This window comes from Chitinophaga sp. CF118, assembly GCF_900112615.1.
GTDB lineage: Bacteria > Bacteroidota > Bacteroidia > Chitinophagales > Chitinophagaceae > Chitinophaga.
The window spans coordinates 90,573-110,342 of the sequence record NZ_FOMK01000002.1 but is presented as its reverse complement, the minus strand read 5'-3'; the positions used below and the strand labels follow the sequence as shown (position 1 = coordinate 110,342).

Here is a 19,770-nt window from a genome sequence, read left to right as displayed (position 1 = left end):
TGGGTTTTCAGTACATCCTGGTAGTTGATCGCTTTTTAGGTTTTTTATGGTTCAATAGCATAAACGGAATTATATTGGTATTATTTTGTAGAGGAAATCTATATTATCCTATGGAACCTATTTATATTAAGAAATCGGCAAGCGCCTCGAGTGGTTCTATCATCATTACTTTGACCACTATTTTCACAGCTTTGATTACCTGGATTAACATCCACTCGTTGAATACCTTTCAGCTATCCCTTCTCATCACATTCATTGGTTTGCAGTTATTTGGAACTATTTATTTTTGGCGGGGAATCTTCAGAATTAAATTCATGATTACAATTGATAGAGAGGGAATGCTTTATGGGAGGAAGATGATATACTGGAATACTGTTAGAAGCTTTCGTACACAATTTAGTATTAATAATGATCTTAAATTACCAGAGGTATTGTTAACATATCATAATAATGAACAGCTAAAAATTCATCTTTCTGCTGCAAAAACGAATATTGGCGAAATGCGCAGTTATATTAAGCAGTACGCTGCCAGCTATAAAATTATAGATGAAGGTCATTTTGAAGATTAGTCCTATTGTAATATTATAGACGAAGGGGATAAAATGTAACAAAGTATAAAGGATATAATTACAATATACATGTCTGATAAGCCTTCGGAGTAGTACCTTCCATCTTTTTAAAGATCCTTACAAAGTAATTTACATCAGAGAAACCGCATAGCTTACTTACGGTATAAATATTATGCTCTGGCTTACACAACAATTGCTTGGCCAGCTTCAACCGTTCCCTGTTAATATATTCCAGTGGAGTGATGCCAAACTGTTCCTTAAACCATTTAAAGAACATATTACGGCTCAGGTATGCCTTACGACTTAATACATCTACAGCTATCTTCTCTGTCAGATGTTCCTGAATATAATTCAATACATAATTCAACCTGTTATGATTGTTATCTGTCAGACTGTCGAGGGTTACCTGTTTTAAGTGTTGAGTCTGTATTAACCGGATCAGCAGTTCTTTCATATGCAGATCTGCATAAATGTTTTTTGCTTTATCCTGACTGCTGCAAACCCTGATCAGTTTATTGATCAGTTCTGTTACCTCATGATCATTCTCAAAGTGATATTGATTAAAGGTGAGATTCCAGTGGTGCTGTTCATTACCAGTATTATAATAGCTGTCTAAGTAATGGAGAGTATCCAGTATATATGCTTCATCTACTGCAAGTGCAATGCATTGTGTAGGGTTTTGTTCAGTCGCTTCTGGAAAATCAATGATCATAGTTTCGTTGGATGGTACAATCACCGTTTCCCCGGGCAAATAATCAAAAGATGGTTTATCAAACAAGTGCATCACCTTTTTGCCTCGTATCATACTGGTTATAACGAGGTCATTAAATGTGAGGGGTACATGTAAAGCTTGTTGGTAACTCTCAAAAATATTCAGTTCACAGTTCTTAAGATTAAATATACGCCTGTTCTCCACCAGTGTTTGCAATTCCTCTGGCCGCGTTAGAGCGGGCTTCTGCAAATAGTTATTTACCTGCATATCAACGTTGGAATTTATTATTAACAAGTTAAGCTATTTTTTCGGCAGGACAAACAATAGAAAAAGTACGATTGTGCTATTAAAAAATACTAAAATGTCAGATTACTATTCCCTGTTACTGATATTGCAGTATTGTTTAACAATACAAAATAATTCCACTTATTATGAGCAATACAGCCACTGCCGTGCCTAAGTCCAATCTGGCAGCACGTCCCACATTTAAACCTCGGTACGATCATTACATTAACGGAGAATGGGTAGCGCCTTCCAGCGGAGAATACTTTGATAATGTTTCTCCAATAGATGGAAAGGTCTTTACCCAGGCGGCGAGAGGCAATGCTAAAGACATTGACAAAGCTATCGAAGCCGCACATAAGGCTTTTGAAACATGGTGCAAAACAGGGGCTGCTTACCGTAGTAACCTGCTGTTGAAAATTGCCCAGATCATTGAAGATAATCTGGAATACCTGGCTATTGTTGAAACAATAGACAATGGCAAGGCCATCCGGGAAACCCGCGCAGCCGACCTGCCTCTGGTCGTGGACCACTTCAGGTATTTCGCTGGAGTATTAAGAAGTGAGGAAGGGACTATAAGCGAACACGACGAAAACACTGTTAGCATCAACTTGCACGAGCCTATTGGTGTGGTAGGACAAATCATCCCCTGGAATTTCCCACTGCTGATGGCCACCTGGAAAATAGCTCCTGCCTTAGCTGCCGGTTGCTGCGTAGTGGTAAAACCTGCAGAACAAACTCCTACCAGCATCATGTGTCTCATGGAACTGGTGGGCGATATCCTGCCCAAAGGCGTTCTGAACATCGTGACAGGGTTCGGTGTGGAGGCAGGAAAACCTCTGGCATCCTCTCCCCGTGTACAAAAAGTAGCCTTTACTGGGGAAACTACTACCGGCCGCCTCATCATGCAATATGCTTCTGAAAACCTCATTCCTGTAACAATGGAGCTGGGTGGCAAGAGTCCAAATATCTTTTTTGAAAGCGTAGCAGATGCTGATGATGCTTTCTTCGATAAGGCAATTGAGGGTGCGGTAATGTTTGCGCTCAACCAGGGAGAGGTTTGTACCTGTCCAAGTCGCATGCTTGTACATGAGCATATCTACGATCGGTTCATGGAACGTGTCATCCAGCGTACCAATGCCATTATAATGGGTAATCCTCTGGATAGTACCGTAATGATGGGGGCTCAGTCTAGTGAAGACCAGTATCATAAAATACTTAGTTACCTGGATATTGGCAAGCAGGAGGGGGCACAGGTGCTCTGCGGTGGTGAAGCCTTCCACCAGAACAATGGATTGGAGCATGGCTATTATGTTCAGCCCACTATTCTGAAAGGGCATAACAAAATGAGAGTGTTCCAGGAAGAGATCTTCGGTCCGGTACTCTGCGTAACCACTTTTAAAACCACTGAAGAAGCTATCCAGATAGCAAATGATACTCTCTATGGATTGGGTGCTGGTGTATGGACCCGCGACGCACATGAACTCTACCAGGTGCCAAGGGCCATCCAGGCCGGCCGTGTATGGGTGAACTGCTATCATGCTTATCCTGCACACGCACCTTTCGGAGGATACAAAAAATCTGGATTTGGTAGGGAAACCCATAAAATGATGCTGAATCATTACCGCCAAACCAAGAACATGCTTATTTCTTACGATAAACAGAAGCTGGGCTTCTTTTAATCAGTGATCATGCCGGAAAGGATTATTGCGACAACAGCCGCTATTGAATTAATAGGAAAATTACAACAACAGCATGGTAACTTAATGTTCCATCAGAGCGGGGGATGTTGCGATGGTTCCCAGCCCATGTGTTTTACAGAGGGCGAGTTTCGCACTGGCCAGAGCGATGTGTGCCTGGGAGAAGTAGGAGGCTGTAAATTTTATATGGGAAGAGACCAGTTTGAGTATTGGAAGCATACACAATTGATCCTGGACGTAATTCCAGGGAGGGGCAGCAGCTTCTCCCTGGAAATACCATTGGGAGTAAGGTTCCATACCCGCTCCCGGGTATTCTCAGACGAAGAATTGACCATTTTACCCGAAATATATACAATAGATTCCGACAAATAGGCATTGACAGAACCGGGTTTTATAGTCAACTTTGCTAACTATTTTATGATTGTCATAAAATAGTTATTGATTATTAAAAGGTCGCGATTTCATTTGTCATGAGTAGTTCCTATATTTCTGCAAAGTCACTAAAGCACTATTACACGCCTGTTTTTATAGTCTGCATGGTAGCAGTGATTATTTCCACCCTTACAAGGATTTCACTTGCTGTCTATTCCGCTTCGGGTATTGACTGGAGCCTGCTAAATATTGCAGGCATAGTGGGGATAGGATTGTTTTACGATCTTGTTATAGCCTCTTATGTCATGATCCCGTTGGTACTCCATTTATGGGGAATTAATGAAGGGATCTATACGGCCAGACGCCGGATTATAGCCATAGTGGCAGGATTGCTGCTGTTGGGGATTCTCATTTTTACAGACCTCGTACCAAAAGACTTCAACGAAGACCTCCGGAAGTTCGTGATCATCTATGTGATGGTCCGGTTGCTTATCTACATATCACTCTCCTTTGCAGGCGAACGTTTCAGGATGGGGTGGAGGAAGTGGGTATTGATGATAGACATGTTTATTATCACTTACCTGTTGCTTTTTAATGCGGTCAGCGAGTGGTTCTTCTGGAATGAATTTTCTGCCCGTTATAACTTTATAGCGGTGGATTACCTGGTATATACCAGTGAAGTAGCAGGAAATATCTGGGAGTCTTACCCTGTGGGGTGGTTGTTGACAGGGGTGTTCGTACTAGCCGTATCTACATTGTGGTTATTAAGAAAACCCGTTATGCGCTCCCTGGAATATCGTCCGGGTTTATTCAAGCGCTCTTATTCCTCTGTTGCTTTATTGTTACTGCCACTTGCTTCTTATCTCATAGTGGGCAATTCATTACGAAAATTCAGTGATAATGAATATGTGAATGAATTGGCCGGTAATGGCATGTTTGAATTTGGAACGGCTTTCTGGAATAATGAACTGGATTATTTTAAATTCTATCGCACTTTACCTGATAAAGAAGCCTTTACCATATTGAGAAAAGAACTCTCTGCACCTAATGCTCATTTTACCAGCAATGATGTATTTGATATTGAAAGATCAATTACGCCCGCTGAACCGGAGAAAAAGATGAATGTGGTGCTGATCAGTGTAGAAAGTTTGAGTGCTGATTTTATGAAGTCCTTTGGTAATACAGGCAATATCACACCCCAACTGGATTCTTTGGCGACAGAAAGTATGTTGTTCACCAACCTCTATTCTTCCGGAACAAGAACTGTAAGAGGGCTGGAAGCATTATCACTGGCTATTCCGCCTACCCCCGGACAAAGCATTGTAAAACGTCCGGATAATGAACACCTGTTCTCTCTGGGGTCAGTATTTAAATCAAAAGGATATAGTACACAATACATCTATGGAGGATATGGATATTTTGATAACATGAATTACTTTTTTAGTAATAATGGTTATACGGTAATTGACAGGGATGCCCTTTTGCCCGCACAAATCCATTATGCCAATATATGGGGAGTTGCTGATGAAGATCTTTTCACACTCACCTTACAAAAGGTTGACCAGGAATATGCGAAAGGGAAAAACTTCTTTACACATGTAATGACTGTTTCTAATCATCGTCCATTTACTTATCCTGATGGGCGTATCAATATTCCACCTTCCACGCAAACCCGCGAAGGCGCCGTAAAATACACGGATTATGCTATCGGTAAATTCTTAAGGGAAGCTAAAAGCAAGTCATGGTTCAGTAATACCATTTTCGTGATAGTAGCAGATCATTGTGCAGGTAGTGCTGGTAGCGTACAATTACCGGTTACCGGATATCACATACCAATGATTATTTATTCTCCCGGAAATATATCAGCACAAAAGGTAAATAAATTAACAGCACAGATTGATATTGCACCAACCATCCTGGGATTACTGCATTTTAATTACAAGAGTAAATTCTTTGGACAGGATATTTTTACAGAAGCTCCGGGAAATGAAAAAGCGTTTATCAGTACTTATCAGGGATTGGGTTATATTAAAGCAAACAAACTGGTAATTCTTTCACCTGTTAGAAAACAAACTGAATTTGAGCCAGATTTCAAAACAGGCAAGGCGACCAGCGTAGCATTAACAGATAGCCTGTCAAAGCAGGCAATAGCTTATTATCAATGTGCCAGCTGGCTTATAAAAAATAAAAAATATACAGGAAGTTATTAGTAACAGCCTTATCAACTCCACATATACAAAAAGTTCCTGCAAGGCTTGATCCCTGCAGGAACTAACACATTTATTTCTTTAGCCACTCTAGTATATAATCCGCATCCTCTTTCCAGGTAGATTGTCCTACTACAAAGTGATTTCTTCCAGCGAATTCTTTATACTCAAGAATGGAATTATTCTTCTTATATTTTTTGAAATTACGGTAGTTCAGATGAGGAGGAATAATATTATCAAGGCTACCTGAAGTAATCAGTAATGGTGAATGTTCTTTCGCAAAATCAACTTTTGCAGCACTGGTCAATCCTCCGCGTGCTACTGTTTTAGACTCTGGAATGGTATTCTCATCATATGCTTTCTGCTGTTCATCAAGGGGCATATTATTTACAAATGCATATTGCCAGTCTTTAAAAGACATCAGGTAGGTTTTTTTCAGAGAAGTAAACAGCCCCAGGGATTTCCATCCTGCTTTTAGAAAGGAGAATTCATAAGGAAATACACCCTGTGGCGGAACAGGATGTATCGCTACACCGGCAGCCGTCAGGCCCCTGTTTACGATGATCTGAGTAATCAAGCCTCCCAGAGAATGACCAATTACAATTGGTTTTTCAGGAAAACTTTTTACAATATTCGCATAATGATCTATCAGCTCAGAAAGCGTTAATGCCGCTAAATCTGTATCATTGGGTTGTCTGTTCCTGAGTTCAGCCGCAGTACCATTTTTAAAAGGCCATGCTGGTGCAATGGTTTTATATCCTTTGCTTTCAAAATAGGTTTGCCATTCCTGCCAGCCTCTGTTGCTGACAAAAGCTCCGGTTACAAATACAACCGTTTTAGAATTGATAATTTTGCTCATAAGTATTGCCTGGGTTAAGGTTTTGTTTGTTGTGTCTTTAAACTACCTGTATCTGGGTTAAATTTCATGCGGTCAGATAGACTATCTAATATACCCTTTAAAACCGGGATTATTTTGGGTATCTGTGATTTAGCAAACTAAAATCGGGATATTGACAACAACTCATCGTTTTTTCTGCATTAAAAGAACCAGCACAATCACAGATCAAAACAAACTTTGCTGCGATACCATATTTAATGGATTATCATTTCCTAAAGATGGCAGATTCGCCCATTCCCAATAAGCATCTTTATCCTTATTATCAGGCCGGTGTTTTCCTCCACGAATACTATATACTGTCTTGCAGGCTAAATTATCAGAAGGTATTTCATATGCCAGTATCTCACGTACTTCGGTAGTTGTCAGAGCTGGATTTATCCATTGCTGTGCAATTTCAGTCGTAATAAAAAGGGGCATTCTGTGTTTGTTCTCACCACTGTTATGGATGTTTCCCATCAATGCATTTGCCGGACGGGTAATTACGGTATAAGTACCAGAACGGAAAATCTCTCCTGTTGTCGTATCTACTTCATCTCTCAGTTGGTAAAGCCCCGGAATATAAAAGATCTTTGCATCCTGCAACTGAATCAGGTAAGGTACTTTATTCTTCCAGCCAGTAATCTGCCGGTGTTCATAGATCCCTGTTACAGGAATAAGGCAGCGATTATCTTTTATCCTATACCAATAAGATTTATGATCATCAAGAATACGTTCACTTCGGGCATTTAACATCCCGGCTCTTCTGCTTAACCTTTCTTTCAGATCACTTATATAAAGCGGATCTACACCCCATGCCATAGTAGTTAGGTGAGGAGTATTATTGGTGGTATAGATGGTATAAAACTCAGGCAGACGATGACCTTCCACATGGATCAGCGCTTCCTTATCAAACTCTGTTTTCAGATCATTGATGATGGTAGGGAAAGCATCTATAGTTAACAGTATATCACTATTGAATGAAATATCGTAGCACATCAAAGGTTATTTTATAATTTCATAAAAAGGGACTTCCATCTTTTGCTCTCCGGAGTGGATGACTGCCATTACATACCCATGTTTCAGATTAAAGTCAATCTCGATACCATAATCACGATTTACCTTTATCTTACCGGAAATTCTGATGTAATGACGAATTTTTTCAGCATAGGCTTTTACCATCTGTTTAGCCCAGTCCTTATCCTTCAGCGTATTGATATAAACAACATAGGGAGATCCTGCTTTGAACAGCTGAAGAAACCTGTTCTTCTGATCTTCCTGTTGAAGATCCACTACTTTGCCGTCGTAATTTACTAAATACGACTGATGCTCATTTGCAGCTTGCAGGTCATTATAATAAGAAGCCATAAAACCGGTGCCTGCTGGCAGACCTACCCATTGAAAACGCTGCACCACCAGGAAATAATCTTTCAGCTGGATTAGCTGCCGGATCCTGTCCGGCGTCAGTTCCTCAAAGGGATTATATGTATTGGATTTTAGCAAAGCGCAAAGTTAGAAATACTTCGTTCTTTTCATGAAAAAATTGAAATTAGTTAAGTTATTCATTAGTAATGTATTGAAGCCCTGAGCTTTAATTAATGTAATATGTTAATTAAAATTAATAATATTGCGTAAATAACCATTATTCTACAAAACCCGAACTTTAGAATGAATTACAAACTTGTACTCTCACTGAGTCTGTTATTAATGGCCTGTAGCAAAAAGAAGGATACCACCTCACCAACTGTAAACACACCATTCACCAATAAAAAAGGTGTCGATTTCAATACAGGAAGCACAAATGGCAGCTGGTATGGAAATGTTGTGAACCTTAAGAGCCATTGGTTTTATACCTGGGGTACCACTTTGCCATTTGAGCAAAAACCTCAGAATGCTGAATTTGTAAGCATGTTTTGGGGCAAGGCAAATGTTACAGATGAGAACATTGCGTACGTAAAGAAATGGAAGGATTCTGGTATGATTAAATACGTACTCGGATTTAATGAGCCAGATCTTGGTGATCAATCAAACATGACTGTAGACGAAGCTCTGGCACTCTGGCCTAAGCTTGAAACCATAGGATTGCCACTTGGAAGTCCGGCTGCTGCCTGGCCTACGCAACAATGGATCTATGACTTCATGGATAAGGCAATTGCTCAGAAACGCCGGGTAGATTTTATCTGTGTACACATGTACGTTGGTTTGGATGATGTACATTTTGTAGGGGTATTGCAGGACCTCTACAATAAATACCATCTGCCTATCTGGATCACTGAATTTGCAACGGTTGATCAGGATGCTAAAACTGTGGAGGCAAACAGATACACTCCTGCCCAGGTATTGGCATTTATGCAGCGTTTACTACCCCAGTTGGAAGCATTACCTTTTGTACAGCGTTACTCATGGTTCTCCGGCTCACCTACAAGTACCAGGTTATGGCCTTCTGCACTGGTAGCCGCAGATGGTACTCTTACTGATTTGGGGAAGTGGTATGCCGGTTATATGCCCAATACATCTGTTAAGCTGCACTAATAATCTTTTACTAAATAAGGACTGTTCCATTCATCGGGGCAGTCTTTTTTTAATAAAAATGATGCTGAGCAGAGAATCGTACTGAAAATCGATATTCACAAACATTATGATGATAGTACTCATTAAAAAGAGGCCCCCGGTTATAACTACCAGATTTGTCCTTTCCCATATTCGTTTTTTATTATTTTTATGCCTCCATTTTGGGCAAACAATACAAAGGGGACTTTATTGGAACAGGACAATTTAATGGATGAGAGGGAATTGCTGAGAAAAGTATCAGCTAGTGATGAAACGGCATTTACTGTTTTGTTCAATAATTATTACCCATTATTATCAACGCATGTATTCCGTATCACCCGTTCAATGCCTGAAACAGAAGAAATTGTCCAGGATGTATTTTTCAAGATCTGGATGAGCAGGGAATCATTATTTAATGTAGAAAATTTCAAACCATATCTCTGGGTCATTGCAAAAAACCAGGCTCTGAATTCCTTAAAGAAGAAGGCCCGGGAACGGAATAACCAGAAAACCTGGCTAAAGAACGAATACAAATCAGTGGCTGATACAGGCGATTCCCAATTGATTTACCATTCCCTGATCGACGAAGCGATCTCTAAATTACCTCCTCAACAGCAGAAAGTATTTCTGCTCAGCCGCAGGGAAGGGTTAAAACAGGCAGAAATTGCTGCACAGATGGATCTTACCCTGTCTACCATCAAAAAATATATTCAGTTGGCTACGGAATTCATAAGTAATTATATAAGAGAGAGGTATCACCTCATTATTCCCCCGCTTTTACTCGCTTCCCTCTTTTTTTAAACTTTTTTTAAATCGCATATCTACTTTTGGACATTCCAGGTTGTCCTGTATACAGGAATCACTATGGAACGAATAAAACAACTTTTTAATCAGTATTACACACAAACAGCTTCAGATGACGAAATTCAGGAGCTGATGAACATGCTGGAAGATCCAGTGCAGGATCAGGTCATGGCTTCCTTACTGGAACAACAATGGGAAAACCTATCGGTTGCCGATCCGCGTTTTTCATTAACGACAGGGCAACCTATCCTGGAAACGATACTTGGCAAAAAGGAGAAAGTTCGCTTCATATCCCGCTTCCGTTGGGCAGCCGCTGCCGCCGTCCTGTTACTGGCAGGCATTACCACTTTTTTCTGGCAGCAACCTGGTGTAAAACCTCAACTGGCACAGGTAGTCATGCCCGGTACGAACAAAGCTGTTCTTACCCTGGCCGATGGCTCTTCCGTAACGTTGAACAGTACAGGCAATCAGGTCATCAAGCAGGGTAACACCACTATCCGGCAATCTGGCGGACTGCTCCAATACGCTGGCAGCAACAACGATAACAGGATCAGCTATAATACACTCACTACTCCGCGTGGTGGCCAGTTTCACCTCACCCTGCCAGATGGTACAGATGTATGGCTGAACGCCGGATCTTCTATAACCTTTCCTACAGCCTTTACCAGCGCAGATCGTACTGTTAATGTAACCGGAGAGGCTTATTTCGATGTGACTAAAATGGCAGGGAAGCCTTTCTTTGTAAGGATCAATAAAGAAGTAGTAGTACAGGTACTCGGTACAAGTTTTAATATTAATGCCTATACAGATGAGCCTTTTATAAACACCACTCTTGTGGAAGGGCGTGTAGGATTGCTGACCGGGAATAATCCACAGATCATTCTGCTGCCAGGACAGCAGGGCAGAATCACAGGAGCGAATATAGCTGTGAAAGTGTTAGATAACATCAATGTGGATCAGGTAGTTTCCTGGAAGAATGGTGCCTTCGACTTTGATGGGACTGATCTGTCGTCCGTATTGCGGCAGTTGTCCCGCTGGTATGATGTAGAAGTAGTTTTCAGTGGCAAAGTGCCGGAACGGCACTTTGGTGGCGCTATTCAGCGCAACCTGCAATTACTGCAGGTATTGCATATCCTGGAAAAAATGGATGTAAAATTCCGCATGGACGGGCGGAAACTGATAGTCGGGGAGTAAAGATCATAAAAAGAAGCCGTTCTACGGGGAGGTAGAACGGCAATGGCTATGATCTCATTATAAAAAAGGTCTGCTCAGACTTAATCTATTTATCAACCAATAACCTTTACAAAAGTATGCATTTTGAAGCTTTTTGTAACCGGGATGCTATTGCTATGTTTATAAAGCGCAATAGTTTGTTGTTGTGGCATTGTTTAAACAACAACCGGTTAAGTATCCAAACACTGCGTGTTATGCGATTATCAACCATTATCATCCTTGCCTGCTGCATTCAGGTAAGTGCAAAAACGTATTCGCAAAGTATCACCTATTCTTGCCAGAATGAATCGCTGGAAAATGTATTTAAGGTGATCCGGCAGCAAACTGGCTACCTCGTATTTTATGATCAGAATGAGTTGGATGTTTCAAAGCGGGTATCATTGAATGTGAAAGACCTGCCCCTGGAAAGCCTCATGAGGCAGATACTGAAAGGTATGCCCCTCAGTTATTCCTTCGAGGATAAAACCATCATCGTTACAAAAAGATCTATGGTCAGCCAGATGCTGGCCGATATTCCTGCGCCGGTAGTGCCGCAACTGCTTACAGGGTCTTTAAAAGATGAAAATGGCAATCCTATTGAGCAGGCTTCCATTACATTACTACCACTGAACAGGCGCGTAGTAACCGGTGGCTCCGGTATCTTTACTTTCCCGGATGTACCTCCGGGGGAGTATACATTACAAATTACTCATGTCAGCTTTCAAAAGCTGGAACAGAAAATAATACTCGGCAATTCATCCCTGAATGTAAAAATTACCATGAAGGTTTCTTTAATGAAACTGGAAGGTATAACTGTGAGCACAGGCTACCAGTTGATGGAAAAGAAGGCTACTACTGGTTCTTACAGTGTTATTACTGCCAAAGAAATTGAAGCTAGTCCTGATATCAACATACTGGCAAAACTTGAAGGACTTATACCTGGTGTACGTTTCGATCTGAAAGATAATTCCATTCAGATCCGTGGCGTAAACAATTATTTTGGAAATACACCCCCGCTGGTAGTTATTGATGGTTTTCCTGCAATGGATCAGGATCTGACAAAAAATCCCGGTTCATCTTTAGAGGGTACCACTTTTGCTACCAACAATGCAATCCTTAGTTCTTTCAATCCTGCAGATATTCAGAGTGTCACCTTCCTGAAAGATGCTGCTGCTGCAGCTATCTGGGGGTCCCGTGCTGCAAACGGCGTAATTGTAATAGAAACTAAAAAAGGTCGCAAAGGCACTACGAGTGCAAACTTCAATTCAACAGTCAGTATCTCGGCCCCCGCAGATATGTCGAACCTGAATACTATGAGCAGCAGTGAATACATCGATTATGAAAAAGAACTGTTCGATAAAAATTACTTCACTGATCCGGCATCTTACTGGCGTTATCCAAATCAGAGCGAAGCACTGGAATATATGTTCCAGGTGCAACGAGGTACTATCACAGCTGAAGATAGAGATCAGAAACTGACAGCGCTAGGCAAAAGAAGTAATCATGATCAGATCAGGAAATATCTGCTGCAAAATGCAATGACACAGCAATATAACCTGTCCTTAAGCGGTGGTAGCGATAATAACAGCTATTATATTTCAGGAAATTATTCTAAAGATAGGACTGTCTTTAAAAGTAATAATGCGGAAAATTATTTCCTCACTGCTAACCTTATTAATGAACTGTTTCATAAAAGAGTAACAGTATCTACAGGTATTAACCAGTCCATTTCCAATAGTACAGTGAATCAGGCTGCATTGGATGCTATAGGTGCTGGTTATGGCGGTTTGCGCCCCTATGAAATGCTGGTTGATGACCAGGGTAATTCTATCGGACGTGATATTGTTTTTACACCAAGGGTAACAGATAGCCTTACACGTTTGGGCTATCTTCCATGGAAGTTAAATTCTATCGAAGAATTAAACCGAAACAATACTTATTACCGTAAGACTGGAACCAGACTTAATACCCTCGTAAGCACAAAAATTCTGGACTGGCTGAAACTGGATGTTTCCGGTATGTTCCAGCGCGCTCTTTTCGAAATGAAGAATCTGGCAGAACAGAACAGTTATAGTACGGTAGACCTGATTAACACAGGCACTACTATTGTGAATGGTAAACCAGTATATGGTGTGCCAATGGGAGGAGTGTATAAAATGAGTAACACAGCTTCTGAAGAATATTCACTCAGGGCCCAGTTAAATATAGATAAGGGCTGGCGCGAGAAACATCGTTTAACAGTAATCCTGGGTAATGAAATTCGTCAAACCAAATACACCGGTTATAATCAAACCAAATACGGATACAATGAGGATATTGGTAGTTTCGTGACAGTAAATCCTTTAATCCCTTATACAACCATTTATCGTTCTACCAGAACATTGGGCAACACTGACGGTGGAATATACATGGACAGAAAAAGATATCTTTCTTATTATAGTAATGCCAACTATGCTTACCTGGACAAATATCATATATCTGCTAGTGTTCGTTTTGATGATTATAGTATGATCGGCGTAGACCGTAGAAAAAGGGCACTACCATTATGGTCTGCTGGTGCTAAATGGGACATGAGTAAAGAAGCATTCCTGAAAGGAGTTAAATGGCTGGACTTTCTTGACCTCCGGCTGACTTATGGATTGGGTGGAAGTGTACCCAAAGATGGAACGCCATTCCCACTGGTATCAATTTTCGGCAATGACCCCTATAGCCAGTTAATATATGGTAACATTGGTACTCCAGGTAACCAGATGCTTGGTTGGGAAACCACAAGAACATTGAATGGTGGAATGGATGCAACAATGTTAAGAAACAGACTAAACGTGTCTCTTGATATCTATAGTAAGTATTCCTATGGCATCGTTTCTAACCTGCCAATCAATTCAACCTACGGCTGGACTACCCTTACATATAATACCTCAGATATGAGAAGTCATGGGGTAGAACTGAATATTACCGGCGATATTATCCGTAAAAAGAACTGGGGCTGGAATGCAAACTTTAATATCTCTTACAACACAAATAAAATAACAGATAATCGTTATCCGGATATTATACAGCAACCAGGTAATGTCTCTTTGGTAATTGATGGCTATCCTACAGATAATCTGTTTGTTTACAGATGGGCAGGACTTGATAATAAAGGACAATCACAGATCTATTATGATGGTGCTAAGATCCTGACTGCCAATATGAATGGTACAGATCTGAAACCGTCCGATAAAAAATACGCAGGCCGTAAAACACCTCCTTATTTTGGTGGTTTTTTACACACACTTCGTTATAAAAACATCAGTTTGTCGGCAAGAATGGTATTCTACCTGGGACATAAACTGCTGAAAAATGATATCAATACCACCCTTTATCCTACAGGTAGTACTGCTCAGGGATTCCTTGCCAGCAGCAAAGCTATGGCCAGACGCTGGAGAAATCCGGGCGATGAGGCATTTACAGATGTTCCCGGAATCCAGAACAATAACTTCAACAGCATTAACCGTTACGCCTATTCAGATATTAATGTAATAGATGCGGATAATGCAAGATTACAACAGATCACACTGAACTATATACTGCCTGCATCTGTGCTCAGAAGGGTTAATTTCCTGAAGTCAGTGACCTTTAGTGCCACTGCCAGTAACCTTGGACTGATCTGGAGAAAGAATAAAGAAGGACTCGATCCAGACTATATTTTTGCTGGTGAATATAACTCGCTTCCCAAACCTAAGAATTACACCTTTAATATTAATGTTTCATTTTAACGATTCGTACAATGACCAGGAACATATATATATTCATCGCCTGCCTGCTGGTGTCAGTAACCACAGGCTGCCGCAAATATGTGGAGATTGATCAGCAGGGAATCCGTTCACTGCACTATACATCCGACTATCAATATATACTGAACAATTTGACCAATATGGAACCTGTATATACTTACCCCGTACTGGCCAGTGATGATATAGAGATAACCGATGAAGGATTTCAACAGAGAATGAATGATAAATTATCCCGTGCTTACACGTGGGCAGAAAAAATTTTTGGTGATGAGTCTGATTCAGACTGGGACCTGCTCTATAAACAAATCTACATCTGTAACGAGACCATTGATGGAGTAATGACCAGTGATGGTGGTACAGATGCACAAAAACGTATGATCCTTGCCGAAGCCAGAGTACACCGTGCATATGCCTATTTTAACCTGGTAAATGTATATGCTAAACAGTATGATGCTGCTACCGCCGCTACCGATCCCGGTGTACCCATGCTGTTAAAGCCTGACCTGTTTGCTAAACTGAACAGAGCGTCCGTACAATCTGTATACGACCAGATAAAACTGGATCTTGAACTGTCTGTCGCCGACTTACCAGAGCTGCCGGATGTTCCTTCAAATCCGTCCAGAACAGCTGCATATGCTATTCTGGCAAAGACTTCTTTACAAAAAGAAGAATATGCAGATGCCGGTAAATTTGCAGATAGTGCATTGGTACGCCAGCATGCCCTACTGGATCTGAAATCTTATATAGCGGCACCTGGATCTATGCCATTGAAACTGAAAGATCCTGAAACCATCCTGTCAAAAGTGTTATCACTTTCCTCAGTATTCCCTTTAAGCGCTGGCCTTTTGAAGCTGTATGATACAACAGACCTGCGCTATAAATTATTCACAGCAAATGGTTCACAATTCACTTTTAATTCCTTTGTCGGCCGGGGTTATTACAGACCATACCTCAATTATCAGGGATCACCAGTGGGGCCTAATGTGCCTGAAATGATGCTGATCAAAGCTGAAAGCGAAGCCAGAACAGGAACATTCCCGGTAGCCGTGACTATCCTGAATACATTGCGTACAAACCGTTTCAGAACAGTAGACTATTCAGACCTTTCTGCTGCCAATGCTGATGAAGCATTAAAACTGGTAATTGATGAAAGAAGAAGAGAACTCCTCTGTCGCGGTATCCGCTGGTTTGATCAGAAAAGGTTAAACAAAGAACAGGCTTTCGCTAAGACGATAACCAGGACATTCCTGGGTGAAACATTCTCTCTGGCACCTGGAGCCAACCGTTACGTATTTCCTATCGCAGATAAAAACATACAGTTAAATCCGGAAATCGAACAGAATCCGCGATAACCTATAATAAAGACAAATCAAATTATATTTTATGTTTAAACGAAGAACGCAATTTTTCGCTTGTGTAATGACGTGTGCATTCCTTGGTATAAGCACACTTACTTTAGCACAGAGAAAAAAGAAAAATGCCATGCCTGCAGCGCCACCTGTAGCAGATTCTACAAAAAAGAAAGACCCCCCTAAAATAAAGCCTTACAGTGAAGTGATCACGAAAGAGATGAAAACCTGCGCAGGATTCATAAAAGTACACAACAAAGAAGATAAGTACTTTTTCGAAATACCCGACAGTATTCTCAACCGCGATATTATGATCGTAAGCCGTATATCAAAGGCTTCTGCTGATATGCGCAACGGGCCAAACGGATACGCAGGTGATCAGATCGGAGAAACAGTGTATACCTTTGAAAAAGGTACCGGTAATAAGATCTTTATGAGACGCATCTCTTTTTCAGAATATGCGAAAGATAGCACTATCTCCATTTATGCGGGTTTGAAGAAGAATAATATACAGGCGATTGCGGAGGCATTTCCTGTATTGGCTTATAGCCCGGATTCTTCAGGTGTTGTATTTGAGGCTACTGAGTTCCTCAATCGTGATAATGATGTCATCTACTTCCAGCGTCCTGTATTCAAATTAAGGGCCGGTATGGGATCCCAGATTAATGAGAGAAGTTACATAAAGGACATACATACTTATCCTACTAACATAGAGATTAATGCAATAAAGACCTATACCGCAGGACTCAACCCCAGCGGTCCTTGTTATACGGTTGAACTGAATGCTTCTATGGTGCTGTTACCTGTGAAACCAATGCAGGCCAGGTTTGTTGATGATCGCGTAGGATATTTTGCAGTTGCGCACAAAGACTTTGAAACCAATCCTCAGAATGTTCAATACGAAGTTATTGCTCGTCGATGGAGACTCGAACCTAAACCAGAAGACGTTGAAAAGTACAAAAGAGGCGAACTGGTAGAACCCATAAAACCAATCGTATTTTATATAGATCCGGTAACACCGAAACAATGGGTACCTTACCTGATAAAGGGGGTGAACGACTGGCAGAAGGCTTTCGAACAGGCAGGTTTCAGGAATGCCATTTATGCGCGGGAAGCACCCTCAAAAGAAGAGGACAGTACCTGGAGCATTGATGATGCGCGTCATGCCGTTATTGTGTATCGCCCTTCAGAAATTGCAAATGCTATGGGCCCTAACGTGGCAGATCCGAGAAGTGGCGAAATTCTGGAGAGCCATATCTTCTGGTATCACAACGTAATGCAGTTATTGCAGAAATGGTACATGGTACAATGTGGTGCCATTGATCCGCGTGCAAGAAAACCAATATTCGATGAAGCACTAATGGGCGACCTCGTTCGTTTTGTATCTTCTCACGAAGTAGGTCATACGCTTGGTTTATTACACAACTTCGGTTCCAGTTCCACTGTTCCTGTAGAAAATCTGCGTAATAAAGCCTGGGTAGAAGTACATGGTCACACACCTTCTATCATGGACTATGCCCGCTTCAACTATGTAGCACAACCAGAGGATAACATTGGTACTGCTGGCCTCTATCCCCGTATTGGCGATTATGATAAATGGGCGATTGAATGGGGCTACAGATGGCGCCCTGAATATAAAACAGCAGAGGAAGAAATGTTACCGCTAACTAAGATCGTAACAGACAGTCTGAAAAATAATCACCGTCTCTGGTTTGGTAGCGAAGTTGAGCCTTATGATCCGAGATCTCAGAGTGAAGACATTGGTGATGATGCCGTTAAAGCAAGTACCTATGGAATCAAAAACCTTCAGCGTATTGTTCCACAACTGCCTGAATGGACCACTATTCCTGGGGAAGGAACACTTGAATTAAACCATACTTACACAGTTGTATTCAGCCAGTATATGAGATATGTTGGGCATGTGCTCAAAAGCATTGGAGGCATATATAATAATGTGAAAATTGCTGGCGACCCTGGACCTGTTTATGTTTCAGTAGAACCTACCCGGCAGAAAGCAGCAGTGGAATTCCTTAATAAACATGTATTCACAACACCTATGTGGCTGAATGAAAGCAGCATTACTGATAGGCTGCCTATGAACTTCGCTATTGAACTGGCAAGCCTGAATATTGAAGCTATCAATGCCGTTATTAACAGGGATCGTATGAGCCGGTTAATGAATCAGGAAATCAAGCTGGGCGCTAATAAAACTTATACATTACAGGAAATGCTCACCGATTTAAACAAGGGAATCATGACCGAATTATATGCCGGAAAAAATGTAGATGTTTACAGACGTAACCTTCAGAAAACCTATTTGTATCGTTTATTGGAGGAGGCTTTCATACCCGACGATCCGAGTGTGATTTTAGGCGATTATAGCTTTCATATGTATCTCAGCGATCTGCCGGGTATCATAAAAGATAATATCCGTCAGATACAGCAGCTTTGCAAAAAAGGAGTGCAGAATCTTGCTCTTAATAAGGAAACAAGGCTACACCTGAAAGAAATGGATGCAACGATAACCAGGAAATTTGAACAGAAATTAGACAGTAAAGATTAATAATATCCTGCTATATCGACAGCAGGATCATCGTATAAATTATTTCTCATAAGCAGATAAAACTCCCGGTTTCTGTTTAGTTACCGGTTAACCAGTTAATCAGATTTTGTATCCCCTGTTCCAATTTGAGCAGGGGATTTTTTTATTTAAGATGTTTGAATGGAGGATTCAACAAGTTTTGCTTCTGCCTCTCTTCGGTTGATAAGACCATCCAGTCCTTTACCGATCCAGAGTCTTTTCATAGAGCGTAACTGATCAGCGATTTTCTGGAGATCATGTGCAGCCACTGCATCACGGATTGCCCGCATTTCTTTACGATTATCCTGGCCTGGTTTATCCACCATTGAAGCACCCCGGTTATAAACCAGTGAAACCAATGCGCCCTGTGCATCGGGTGGTAATGCATCAATACCGGGAAATGCCTTCTCTGTAATAAATTGTACCTGTGGAATTGTCCGCTCTTTAAAAATCCTTTCAGAACCAGCTCTTTTAACCTTGATATCAGTTAATAGCGCGGCTTTATTCCGGGCTTTAATTCCGGTAAGACCAATTGCATCCTTGAGCCTTTGTAGCTGCGAAGAAGACAAATCATTTTCCCAGTCTGATTCAAAATTATCTACAGTAGTGAAACCAAGATCATATCCGATACCGATAGTTACACCAGAATTACCTCCTGGCCATTTGCCTGGTTGATTGAGTCCCTCTGCATCAAGTATTAGTTGCAGAGCTTTAGTAGAGATGGGGTCCATATAAAAGTACTTGTAACTAGAGTTAAGAAACTAATTCTTTTTAATAAGAAG

General features: G+C 41.1%; 15 protein-coding genes. 10 read left to right on the top strand and 5 right to left on the bottom strand.

The features are described 5' to 3' along the window. The first annotated feature begins 110 nt into the window (after positions 1–110). The gene (locus BM176_RS08745) at positions 111–569 is read left to right on the top strand and encodes a hypothetical protein (RefSeq protein ID WP_143097756.1); all 459 of its coding nucleotides are present in this window, start codon (positions 111–113) and stop codon (positions 567–569) included. Positions 570–627: 58 nt separating this feature from the next. On the opposite strand, the gene BM176_RS08740 is transcribed toward BM176_RS08745, so the two are convergent. Beyond that, the gene (locus tag BM176_RS08740; protein WP_255373476.1) at positions 628–1,575 is read right to left on the bottom strand and encodes an AraC family transcriptional regulator; all 948 of its coding nucleotides are present in this window, start codon (positions 1,573–1,575) and stop codon (positions 628–630) included. Positions 1,576–1,712: 137 nt separating this feature from the next. Here BM176_RS08740 and BM176_RS08735 point away from each other — a divergent pair, with 137 nt between their 5' ends. From BM176_RS08735 to BM176_RS08725, 3 genes are all read left to right on the top strand, one after another. Continuing rightward, positions 1,713–3,245: an aldehyde dehydrogenase family protein gene (locus BM176_RS08735; RefSeq protein ID WP_090101916.1), complete on the top strand. Its 1,533-nt coding sequence runs from the start codon at positions 1,713–1,715 to the stop codon at positions 3,243–3,245. A 9-nt stretch (positions 3,246–3,254) separates the two neighbouring features. Then, on the top strand, positions 3,255–3,635 hold the full coding sequence (locus BM176_RS08730; RefSeq protein WP_090101914.1) for a DUF779 domain-containing protein: 381 nt from the start codon (positions 3,255–3,257) through the stop codon (positions 3,633–3,635). A gap of 98 nt (positions 3,636–3,733) precedes the next feature. Continuing rightward, a complete protein-coding gene (locus tag BM176_RS08725; protein WP_090101912.1) occupies positions 3,734–5,845 on the top strand; it encodes an LTA synthase family protein in 2,112 nt (703 codons plus the stop codon). Between the two features lie 70 nt (positions 5,846–5,915). On the opposite strand, the gene BM176_RS08720 is transcribed toward BM176_RS08725, so the two are convergent. The 3 genes from BM176_RS08720 to BM176_RS08710 all read right to left on the bottom strand — a co-directional run bounded on the left by BM176_RS08720 (position 5,916) and on the right by BM176_RS08710 (position 8,219). Beyond that, positions 5,916–6,701 (bottom strand): alpha/beta hydrolase, encoded by a 786-nt coding sequence (locus tag BM176_RS08720; protein WP_090101910.1) that lies wholly within the window; start codon positions 6,699–6,701, stop codon positions 5,916–5,918. Positions 6,702–6,905: 204 nt separating this feature from the next. Further along, positions 6,906–7,715 (bottom strand): SOS response-associated peptidase, encoded by an 810-nt coding sequence (locus tag BM176_RS08715; RefSeq protein ID WP_090101908.1) that lies wholly within the window; start codon positions 7,713–7,715, stop codon positions 6,906–6,908. Between the two features lie 6 nt (positions 7,716–7,721). Continuing rightward, positions 7,722–8,219: a hypothetical protein gene (locus tag BM176_RS08710; protein WP_090101906.1), complete on the bottom strand. Its 498-nt coding sequence runs from the start codon at positions 8,217–8,219 to the stop codon at positions 7,722–7,724. A 165-nt stretch (positions 8,220–8,384) separates the two neighbouring features. On the opposite strand from BM176_RS08710, the gene BM176_RS08705 reads away from it, so the two are divergent. The 6 genes from BM176_RS08705 (at position 8,385) to BM176_RS08680 (ending at position 18,970) form a co-directional block, all read left to right on the top strand. Next, complete coding sequence (locus tag BM176_RS08705) at positions 8,385–9,248, top strand: glycosyl hydrolase (protein WP_090101904.1); 864 nt, start codon at positions 8,385–8,387, stop codon at positions 9,246–9,248. Positions 9,249–9,437: 189 nt separating this feature from the next. Continuing rightward, the gene (locus BM176_RS08700) at positions 9,438–10,067 is read left to right on the top strand and encodes an RNA polymerase sigma factor (protein WP_090101902.1); all 630 of its coding nucleotides are present in this window, start codon (positions 9,438–9,440) and stop codon (positions 10,065–10,067) included. Positions 10,068–10,130: 63 nt separating this feature from the next. Next, positions 10,131–11,264, top strand: coding sequence for a FecR family protein (locus BM176_RS08695; protein WP_090101900.1), 1,134 nt, complete (start codon positions 10,131–10,133; stop codon positions 11,262–11,264). 233 nt (positions 11,265–11,497) lie between these two features. Further along, on the top strand, positions 11,498–15,040 hold the full coding sequence (locus BM176_RS08690; RefSeq protein WP_177230347.1) for a SusC/RagA family TonB-linked outer membrane protein: 3,543 nt from the start codon (positions 11,498–11,500) through the stop codon (positions 15,038–15,040). Between the two features lie 11 nt (positions 15,041–15,051). After that, positions 15,052–16,410: a RagB/SusD family nutrient uptake outer membrane protein gene (locus tag BM176_RS08685; protein WP_090101896.1), complete on the top strand. Its 1,359-nt coding sequence runs from the start codon at positions 15,052–15,054 to the stop codon at positions 16,408–16,410. 31 nt (positions 16,411–16,441) lie between these two features. Further along, complete coding sequence (locus tag BM176_RS08680) at positions 16,442–18,970, top strand: zinc-dependent metalloprotease (protein ID WP_090101894.1); 2,529 nt, start codon at positions 16,442–16,444, stop codon at positions 18,968–18,970. Between the two features lie 146 nt (positions 18,971–19,116). Here BM176_RS08680 and BM176_RS08675 read toward each other — a convergent pair whose 3' ends face one another. Next, positions 19,117–19,719 carry a glycoside hydrolase family protein gene (locus BM176_RS08675; RefSeq protein ID WP_090101892.1) on the bottom strand — a complete coding sequence of 201 codons (603 nt, stop codon included), beginning with the start codon at positions 19,717–19,719 and terminating at the stop codon, positions 19,117–19,119. Positions 19,720–19,770 lie beyond the last annotated feature (51 nt).